General features: G+C 53.3%; 7 protein-coding genes. 5 read left to right on the plus strand and 2 right to left on the minus strand.

Features of this window, described 5'->3' with window-relative positions:
• Positions 1-107: 107 nt before the first annotated feature.
• Positions 108-503, minus strand: coding sequence for an acyl-CoA thioesterase (locus tag B3P58_RS19960; RefSeq protein ID WP_145465948.1), 396 nt, complete (start codon positions 501-503; stop codon positions 108-110).
• Between the two features lie 149 nt (positions 504-652).
• Here B3P58_RS19960 and tadA point away from each other — a divergent pair, with 149 nt between their 5' ends.
• Both tadA and B3P58_RS19970 read left to right on the plus strand, forming a co-directional pair.
• Complete coding sequence (tadA, locus tag B3P58_RS19965; protein WP_286720075.1) at positions 653-1168, plus strand: tRNA adenosine(34) deaminase TadA; 516 nt, start codon at positions 653-655, stop codon at positions 1166-1168.
• Between the two features lie 147 nt (positions 1169-1315).
• Positions 1316-2311: an alpha/beta fold hydrolase gene (locus B3P58_RS19970; protein ID WP_286720077.1), complete on the plus strand. Its 996-nt coding sequence runs from the start codon at positions 1316-1318 to the stop codon at positions 2309-2311.
• Between the two features lie 39 nt (positions 2312-2350).
• Here the strand turns inward: B3P58_RS19970 and mltF are convergent, their stop codons facing one another.
• On the minus strand, positions 2351-3826 hold the full coding sequence (mltF, locus tag B3P58_RS19975) for a membrane-bound lytic murein transglycosylase MltF (RefSeq protein WP_349676603.1): 1476 nt from the start codon (positions 3824-3826) through the stop codon (positions 2351-2353).
• A gap of 370 nt (positions 3827-4196) precedes the next feature.
• On the opposite strand from mltF, the gene purL reads away from it, so the two are divergent.
• The 3 genes from purL (at position 4197) to B3P58_RS19990 (ending at position 9672) form a co-directional block, all read left to right on the plus strand.
• Positions 4197-8102: a phosphoribosylformylglycinamidine synthase gene (gene purL / locus B3P58_RS19980; protein WP_286720082.1), complete on the plus strand. Its 3906-nt coding sequence runs from the start codon at positions 4197-4199 to the stop codon at positions 8100-8102.
• A gap of 255 nt (positions 8103-8357) precedes the next feature.
• Positions 8358-9383: a hypothetical protein gene (locus B3P58_RS19985; RefSeq protein WP_286720085.1), complete on the plus strand. Its 1026-nt coding sequence runs from the start codon at positions 8358-8360 to the stop codon at positions 9381-9383.
• Between the two features lies 1 nt (position 9384).
• Entirely contained in the window at positions 9385-9672 is a 288-nt protein-coding gene (locus B3P58_RS19990; protein WP_286720086.1) for a hypothetical protein, read from the plus strand.
• Positions 9673-9726: the final 54 nt, after the last annotated feature.

Below are 9726 nucleotides of genomic sequence, written 5' to 3' on the forward strand. Positions count from 1 at the left end.
CCAGGGGCGGAGCCCCGGAAAGACGTTTCAGGTTGAAAAACAGTAGCCGATGAATGCTGCAGTTTGGAGTGACACGATGCTACTCCAAACTGTGGGGCAGCAGGCGCTTACAGCGCCTGTAAGTGCTCGCTCAGCTGAGCCCGGATAGGCTCCGGAATCGTCACCGATTGCTTGGCGTCGTGATCAAAATGCACCATCACCGCCGAGCCGCGGGCACCCATTCGGCCTTCCTGCCAGGCTTCGTGGGCAATCACCATCGAGCTGTTGCCCAGCTTGGTGAGGTAAGTGCGGATCTCCACATCTTTGCCGTAAAACAGTTCACCGACAAATTCGACTTCGATTTTGGCGATGATCAGATGCCAGTTGTTGATATCCAGATCCGGGGTAAACAGTCGGAACAGCGGCGTGCGGGCATCTTCAAACCAGACCGGTAAAACGGTGTTGTTGATATGACCCAGGGCATCGGTTTCAACAAAGCGCGGGCTCAGGTGGTGCGTCCACATAATATTATTCCTGTTATTAGTAGGTCACTGATTGTACCTGCTGAGTCTGTCAGCGGTACTGGCAAAGAGTATAAAATGGCAAAGAGTACAAGATGCCCGGCGCCCTGAGCCATCCATTCACGATTTCAGTCAGATAATACGAGGCCACTTTGCCAGATTCAGCCATACAGATTGTTAACGACGAGCAGGGCATGCAGCTGGCGCTGGCCGAAGCGCAGCGCGCCTACGATGCCGGTGAAGTGCCGGTGGGCGCAGTGGTGGTGCTGAATGGCGAGGTGATAGGGCGTGGGTTTAATCAGCCCATTACCAGCCTTGATCCGAGTGCTCACGCTGAGATGGTTGCCGTGCGTGATGCCGCCAGAAATATCGGTAATTACCGCCTGCCGGGCGCTACGCTGTATGTCACCGTGGAGCCCTGTACCATGTGTACCGGTTTATTAATTCACAGCCGCATTGCACGGCTGGTTTATGGTGCGACCGAACCGAAAGCAGGTGCTGTGGAAAGCGCGCTGCAGTTACCGGCACAGCCTTTTTATAATCATGTGATGGAAATTGAGGGTGGGGTGCTTGCCGAGCAATGCTCCGCTATGATGTCATCCTTCTTTGCCATGCGCCGCGAAGCGAAAAAGCGTCTGAAGCAGGCGGTGCCTCCGGCGGCAGACTGATCGTCTGGGCAAAAAAATAATACAAAGTAAGAACAAAAATAATAAAAAAACGACCAACCATTCCTGATCACGACGACCCGTACCAATAATAAGAAACAACAATAAGAAACAAAAAGAACAATTAAAACGCTTACCGGGAATACGTTTATGCCTGTTTTACGTTCAGTGCTTCTGGCACTGCTGTCACTGCAATTACTCGCCTGCGCCAAAATGCAGGACACCCTCTTTGAAACCGGCCTGAAAGCCGAGCGCGCGATGTCGGTGCTTAACCGCCATGAGCTGGATGTGGCGGGTCATCACTGGGTGTATCTCGATTCAGAAACCGCCGATGCGCCGGTGCTGCTGATGCTGCATGGCTTTGCCGTCGATAAAGATAACTGGCTGCGTTTTGCCCGCCATTTTAAAGATTACCGGGTGATCGCGCCGGATTTACCCGGCCATGGTGAAAGCTCCTATAACCCGCAGCTGACCTACGATTTCGCTGCTCAGGCCGGCTGGCTGGCGGAGTTTGTTGACGCGCTCAGGCTCACTCAGCCCGTACATGTACTGGGGAATTCCATGGGCGGTGGCATTGCCCTGCTGTACAGCGCTGCGCATCCGCAGCAGGTGGCTTCTATTACGCTGATTGATGCCGCTGGTGTGTACCCGCCGCATCTGAGTGAATTCCAGCAGATTATTGATAACGGCGGGCGCAATCCGCTGGTGGTCGAAAACATGGATGACTACGACGCGCTGCGTAACTTTGCCATGGTGCAGCAGCCGTTCCTGCCGTGGCCGGCGCCGGATGTTCTGGCGCGCCGGGCGATGGCACGCAATGCGATTAATACCGACATCTTTGCCGATATTCATGCGGTGGCCGAAGCCGCACGCCACAGTGACGATAACCTGCGTTTACTGCAGCAGATTCAGCAACCGGTACTGATTCTCTGGGGTGAGCAGGACCGCGTGCTGGATGTCAGTTCGGTGGGCGTGTTTGAGCAGCACCTGGCGCACAGCCAGAGCCATATTTTTGCCAATGTCGGCCATGCGCCGATGCTGGAAGTGCCGGATGACAGCGCACAGGTGGTGCGCACATTCCTGCAGGAATTGCCGCCTCAGCAGCAACTCCTGCAACCGTCGCAGACGGCTCAGAACGGGGAATAAAAAAAGCGGATAAAAACTTATCCGCGAAACTCACTATTGCTATAGGAGTGGAGGAATAACGGTGATCAGTGATGACGATAACTGCATAGCATTTTCGTCGTCGCTGAAGGTTGGGCTCTGCTCTTCATTCCAGACCAGAACGTCGTAGTAACGGCGGATATTCTGTACGTAATCAACCGGCTCCTGACCACGGGCAAAACCGTGGCGGGTGTGACGGTAGTAACGTTTCTGGCTCAGCAGTGGCAGGGCTTCTTTAACGTCCAGCCATAAATTCGGGTTACCGCCCATCTGTTCGGTAATTTTACGCGCATCGGTCAGGTGACCAAAACCGACGTTGTAAGCGGCCAGTGCCAGCCAGGTGCGGTCTGGCTCCTGCACATCACTGCCCAGGCGCTCACGCAGTTTAGCCAGATAGCGGCTGCCGCCAAAAATACTCTGCTTAGGATCGAGGCGGTTTTTTACACCCAGTTCGCGTGCGGTGTTACGGGTCAGCATCATCAGGCCACGTACGCCGGTAAAGCTCTTGGCGGTTGGGTTCCAGTGGCTTTCCTGATAACCGACGGCAGCCAGCAGACGCCAGTCGAAACCGTGATCGGCACCGGCTTTTTCAAAATGCGGCTTGTAGGTATCGAGCTTATTGCTGGTCTGACGCAGGAAGCGCTTGGCGCCAACATAGTCGAGCTTATCCAGATGGCCGTAGTAGCGTTCTTCAAGACCGGCCAGCAGTGCGGCATTTTCTTTATTGCCGAAAAATTGATTCGCGGCCTGATGCAGGCTGTCATCGCGGCTGTGGCTGAAAGCCCAGGCAATGTTCTGCTGCTCGCTTAAATCGAAGGCAATGGCCAGATTGGGGAAATAAGCCTGCAGCACATCAAATTCGTTGGAATCGACCACGGTAAAATCGATATTGCCGCTGGCCACCATCTGCAGCATATCGGCGACTTCCAGATCGGGCGTTTCACTCCAGGTGAGTTCCGGAATCTGGCTGTGCTGCAGAGTGCGCAGGCGTTCTGCGTGGCTTGAACCGGAAGCGACCACTAACTGACCACTGGCCAGGTCGTTAATCTGCTGCGGGCGCAGGGCGCCACGGCGGTAGATAACCTGTTCGGTAACCTGCATATAAGGCTGTGAGAAGCGGAACCAGCGTTCACGCTCGGCGGTATGAGTGAGACCGGCGGCCGCGAAGGCCGCCTTTCCTGTCTCTAGGGTGCTGAAAATGTCATTCAGATTATCGGCCACTACAACGTTAAGGGTAACGCCAAGGTGGTCGGCAAAGGCGCGGGCCAGTTCGAATTCGTAGCCGGCCGGGCCACTGCGGTCTTCATAAAAGCTGGTCGGGCTGTTACGCGTTACCATCACAATCTCACCATGCATCCGCACCTGCTCCAGGTTGTTCGGACGCACGCTGCCGGTCAGTGCGGTTAAGCACAGGGCCGCCATCGCGGTAGTTGATAGTAGACGAGTTATGCCAGATCGCATGCAAATTTTCCGTAAATGCGCACCAATATGGTGCATTTTCTGAAATCTGGGGTCATTGTAGCGTGCTGATCGCTTAAAAAACAACCGAAAGGCGGGCTATGTTTGCAAAATGATGACTATTTCGTGTCGTTATAGTGACCTAACCTGTTGAAACGCTTCTGTTTTTTCTGTAGGCCTCAGGAATCCGGGCTGGTCAGCAACGCACTGTTGCTGATTTTGCAACGATAAGCGCTTTTTCGTGGCCGCTGATATGTTTACAGCAACCCGTTTGCCCGGCAGCCGCGTGGTGCCTTTGCCCGGCGTGCCACTCTGGCCTGTCGGCCGCACAAATCTGGTGTGAACAGGCACTCTCCGGTATCATTCGCGCTCATTTTGACCCACCTCCTTACGTTGGAGTTTTCCCCCGATGCTCGAGCTGCGTGGCGCACCGGCGCTTTCCGAATTCCGTCAGAACAAAGTCCTGAACAAACTGCAGCAAGTGCTGCCACAGGTCAGCGGCGTGTATGCCGAATTTATGCACTTTGCCGAGCTGCACGAAGCTCTGGCCGATAACGAGCTGGCGGTACTGCAGCGTATCCTGCGTTACGGCCCGAAAGCCGAGGTAAAAGAAGGTAAGGGCGAACTCTTTCTGGTGGTGCCGCGTTTCGGCACCATCTCGCCGTGGTCTTCCAAGGCTACCGACATCGCTCATAACTGTGGCCTGAGCAAGGTTCAGCGTCTGGAGCGTGGTATTGCTTACTATGTAGAAGGTATCAGTGCGGCTGAGCGTGCAGCGGCTGCGGCCGTTCTGCATGACCGCATGGTCGAAGTGGTGCTGGATAACAGCTCGGCTGCGGCTGATCTGTTCTCCCACGCCGAACCTGCGCCACTGAGTACCGTCGATATTCTGGGCGGTGGCCGTGAGGCGCTGATCGAAGCCGATAAGAATCTGGGTCTGGCACTGGCCGACGACGAAGTGGATTACCTGGTCGAGAACTACAACATTCTGGGCCGTAACCCGACCGACGTAGAGCTGATGATGTTCGCTCAGGCGAACTCCGAGCATTGCCGCCACAAAATCTTTAACGCCACCTGGACGCTGGATGGCGAGGATCAGGATAAGTCCCTGTTCCAGATGATCAAAAACACCTACGAGTGTTACAACGAAAACATTCTGTCGGCTTATAAAGACAACGCCTCGGTGATTGTTGGCCATAAAGCCGGTCGTTTCTTCCCGAATCCTGACAGCCGTGCCTACACCTACCATCAGGAAGATATGCACATCCTGATGAAGGTCGAAACCCACAACCACCCGACCGCCATTGCTCCACACTCCGGTGCGGCGACCGGTTCCGGTGGTGAGATCCGTGACGAAGGCGCAACCGGCCGTGGTTCCAAGCCAAAAGCCGGCTTAACCGGTTTTACCGTATCCGACCTTAAAATTCCGGGCTTCGAACAGCCATGGGAAAGCCAGTACGGCAAGCCAGACCGCATTGTGTCGGCCCTCGACATCATGATCGACGGCCCGCTGGGCGGCGCTGCCTTTAACAACGAATTCGGCCGTCCGAACCTGTGCGGTTACTTCCGTACTTTCGAACTGCAGCACGACGGTGAAGTCCGCGGTTACCACAAGCCAATCATGATTGCCGGTGGTTACGGCAACATCCGTGGCGAACACGTACAGAAGGGCGAAATCCCGGTGGGCGCCAGCCTGATCGTTCTGGGTGGCCCGGCCATGCAGATTGGTCTGGGTGGTGGTGCGGCGTCTTCTATGGCCTCTGGCCAGTCGAATGCCGACCTCGACTTTGCTTCTGTACAGCGTGAAAACCCGGAAATGGAACGCCGCTGTCAGGAAGTGATCGACCGCTGCTGGCAGCTGGGCGATAAAAACCCGATTGCCTTTATTCACGACGTCGGCGCGGGCGGTATTTCCAACGCCTTCCCGGAACTGGTGAACGATGGCGGCCGTGGCGGTAAGTTTGAACTGCGCAACGTACCGAACGACGAGCCGGGCATGAGCCCGCTGGCGATCTGGTCAAACGAATCCCAGGAACGTTATGTACTGGCGGTGGCGCAGGAAGATATGGCGGCCTTTGATGCCATCTGTGCCCGCGAGCGCGCACCTTATGCGGTAGTGGGTTACGCCACCGAAGAGCCGCATTTAACCGTCACCGACAGCCACTTCGATAATAAGCCGGTTGATCTACCGTTGCAGGTTCTGCTCGGCAAGCCACCGCGTATGCACCGCGAAGCCAGCCGCCGCAACGCCGCAGGCGATGCCTTTAATGGCTCCGGTGTCGATCTGGCCGATGCCGCTGCGCGCGTACTTAAGCTGCCAACCGTGGCGAGCAAATCTTTCCTGATCACCATCGGCGACCGTTCTATTACCGGTACCGTGGCGCGTGATCAGTTTGTTGGCCCATGGCAGGTGCCGGTGGCTGACGTTGCTGTAACCACCTCTTCTTATGACACCTATGCCGGCGAAGCCATGGCGATGGGTGAGCGTACGCCGGTCGCCTTGCTGGATGCGCCGGCCTCCGGTCGTCTGGCGGTGGCCGAAGCCATTACCAACCTGGCGGCGGCGCCGATTGCTAAACTGGCTGACATTAAACTGTCGGCTAACTGGATGTGTGCGGCAGGCCACGACGGTGAAGACGAAAAACTCTACGCCACGGTAAAAGCCGTGGGTATAGAACTCTGCCCTGAGCTGCAGGTGACCATTCCGGTGGGTAAAGACTCGATGTCGATGAAAACCCGCTGGAACGATGCCGGTACCGATAAAGCCGTTACCTCGCCGATGTCGCTGATTATTACCGGCTTTGCTCCGGTAACCGATGCCCGTGGTGTACTGACGCCGCAGCTGAAACTGGATAGTGGTGAAACAGACCTGATTCTGGTTGACCTTGGCCGTGGCCAGAACCGTATTGGTGCTTCCTGTTTTGCTCAGGTATTCGGCAAAGTGGCTGATGTACCGGCTGACCTCGACGACGCCGAAGACCTGAAAGCCTTCTTCGCCGTGGTGCAGGGCTTAAACAGCGACAATAAACTGCTGGCCTACCACGACCGTGCCGACGGCGGTCTGTTCGCCACCCTGACCGAAATGGCCTTTGCTGCGCATTGCGGTGTGGATATCTCTATGGATCTGCTGGCCGATGACGAAGCCGGTCTGGCCGCGGCACTGTTCGCCGAAGAACTGGGTGCGGTGCTGCAGGTTCGCCGCGACGATCTGGAAGAAGTGCTGACCCAGTTTGAAGCCGCCGGTCTGGGCGATTGCACCGCCGTGATCGGTAAGCCGAACTTCGACGACCAGATTACCTTCAGCTTCCAGGATGAAGAATTCCTCAGCGAAAGCCGTGTGAACTGGCAGCGCCTGTGGAGTCAGACCAGCTACGAAATGCAGGCGCTGCGTGACAACGCCGACTGCGCCAAGCAGGAATTCGACACCCTGCTGGACGCTGAAAACCCTGGCCTGCACGCTGAGCTGACCTTCGATATTAACGACGATATCACCGCCGATTTACCGGCTTCCGGTTCTGAAAACAGCCCGAAAATCGCGATTCTGCGTGAGCAGGGTGTGAATGGCCAGATCGAAATGGCCGCCGCCTTTGACCGCGCCGGTTTCACCTCGGTTGACGTGCATATGAGCGATATTCTGTCGGGCAGCGTAACCCTGGAAGGCTTCCGCGGTTTAGTCGCCTGTGGTGGTTTCTCCTACGGTGACGTACTGGGCGCCGGTGAAGGCTGGGCCAAGTCCATCCTGTTTAACGACCAGGCGCGCAGCCAGTTTGAAGCCTTCTTTAAACGTGAAGATACCTTCGCCCTCGGTGTGTGTAACGGTTGTCAGATGCTGTCAAACCTGCACGAACTGATTCCGGGTGCCGAACACTGGCCGCACTTTGTGCGTAACATGAGCGAGCAGTTTGAAGCCCGTGTTGCCATGGTCGAAGTGCAGGAATCCGACTCGGTATTCCTCGCCGGTATGGCCGGATCACGTATGCCGATTGCCATCGCCCACGGCGAAGGCCGCGCCGAATTTGCCGACGACAGCGCCATTGACGAACTGGCTGGCCAGATCGCCCTGCGTTACGTCGACAACTACGGCAATGTTACCGAACAATACCCGGCTAACCCGAACGGTTCGCCACAGGGTATTACTGGCCTGACCGCCAATGATGGTCGTGTGACCATTATGATGCCGCACCCTGAGCGGGTATTCCGCGCGATTCAGAACTCTTATATTCCGGCTGGCCCTGAAGGGGAGAGCTGGGATGAGGATGGCGCGTGGATGCGGATGTTCCGCAATGCACGGGTTTGGTGTGAAGAGAACAACTGAAAACTAGCTGGTTAACGTTTTCAGGTGAGTGCTTTGCATCGTAGGGTGGGCACTGCCCACCACATGGAATGAAAAGAAAGCCGCTGCTCAGCAATGAGCAGCGGCTTTTTTGTGGGTGGAAGGTGTTGCTGGAGTTGTTGCAGAATGGTAGTTTTGCTTGTAGTAAGAGATTAGTCATTACCTATTTTCCGAAAGAGATTCGAAATTATTCGGAAGGTATCGCTTTTAATTATTGGAATGTATCAAGGAGGTTGTGTGGATTTTACTAGGAAGCTTGAGTTTGGGAATTACACTCTGAAGTTTGGAGAAGAAAATGTTCTTCTCGATCTATTTGAGGAGGTCGTAATGCCTTCATTTCATGAGATGAAGTTTGTCCGCACTCTAAAAGGTAAAGGCGACTATTTTTTCTTGGATACTAAATTAATTAATCTTGGTGAAGAGTCGAATATACCCGTTTTGGGAATTTCTGGGCGAATAGTTAAAAATACAAAATTAAAGCGAGATCAGATATTTCGAAAAGATGGTGGACTAATTGAAGATAAAAGTGAGCTGGAAACAGCGCCGAGTTCTACTTTCTTGTTGATATTGAATAACCATAGATTAATTCTCTGCAAAGAAGTTCAGGGTGCGCCTTCAATGCAGAATTTTCAAAGTACGAGTCAGTTTTGTTTGAAGCAACAGTATGAATGGTTCATTAATGATGAATATGAACGTTCTAAATTGGAGCGACAAAATAATCCGGATTTGACTCGGGTTACTAAGAAGTCTTTGGTAGAAAAGCACCCATATCCTACGTTGCGTATCACACCTCTATCGGATAAGCAGTCTCTCAAAGATTTTGTAGAAAGGCTTGAGCACATTGATAGAGTTTCTATTAGATTGCTACCAACTAATAAAGAAGAGATTGACAATGATGATTTTTGGTCTGAGTTTGGTAGGCGTCGAGAGGCAATGAATAGTAGATCTGCAAGGGTTGAATTTTCAAACCCGAAAGATGGTCTCGATAGTGATGAAGTGTATGAGCAGGCTAATTCAGCATCCGGTCTTGGAAATTCAGAGGTAAAGTTAAAGGGCTATGATGAATATGGTGATACTATTAATGGAACTAATGAAGACTTTAGTTTGACCGTTGCATTGCAAAGTATTTCTCGGGACCCAGAGGTGGCTGCTCGAGCTATGTATAGGCAGTTTAAAGACTTGGTTTCTGAAAACGTTATAAAATTACCTGTTTTGCTAGATGGAGTCGTTTCTAAGATAACTAATATATTCCGTGGTCTTTAATATGCGTTACTCATTTGATGATGGTGAGTTAACTAGCGAGAAATCTTTGTGGGATGTTTACAAACTTTCTCGACGGATAATGCCAGGAAAGACTCAGGTTGTACTTACTTTTTTGGTAATGATTGCGTTGGGTTTGAATGCATTTTTCTTTGTCGGTGATGAGTCGAGGTTGTTGGCTGATGTTAGGCGGTGGTCGGAGCTTGGTTTGGATTTTAGTATTACGACACTTGGTTTTTTAATTGCTGGTTTTACTATATTTGCAACTTTATCAAAGCCGGGTATGATGTGAATTAGTTCAGACCTGAGCTGACACTTCTGATTGAAAAGAAGAGAGTTTCCCGTT

Origin of the sequence: Thalassolituus sp. UBA2009, assembly GCF_002335285.1 — a bacterium.
Lineage (GTDB): Bacteria > Pseudomonadota > Gammaproteobacteria > Pseudomonadales > Oceanobacteraceae > Venatoribacter > Venatoribacter alkanivorans.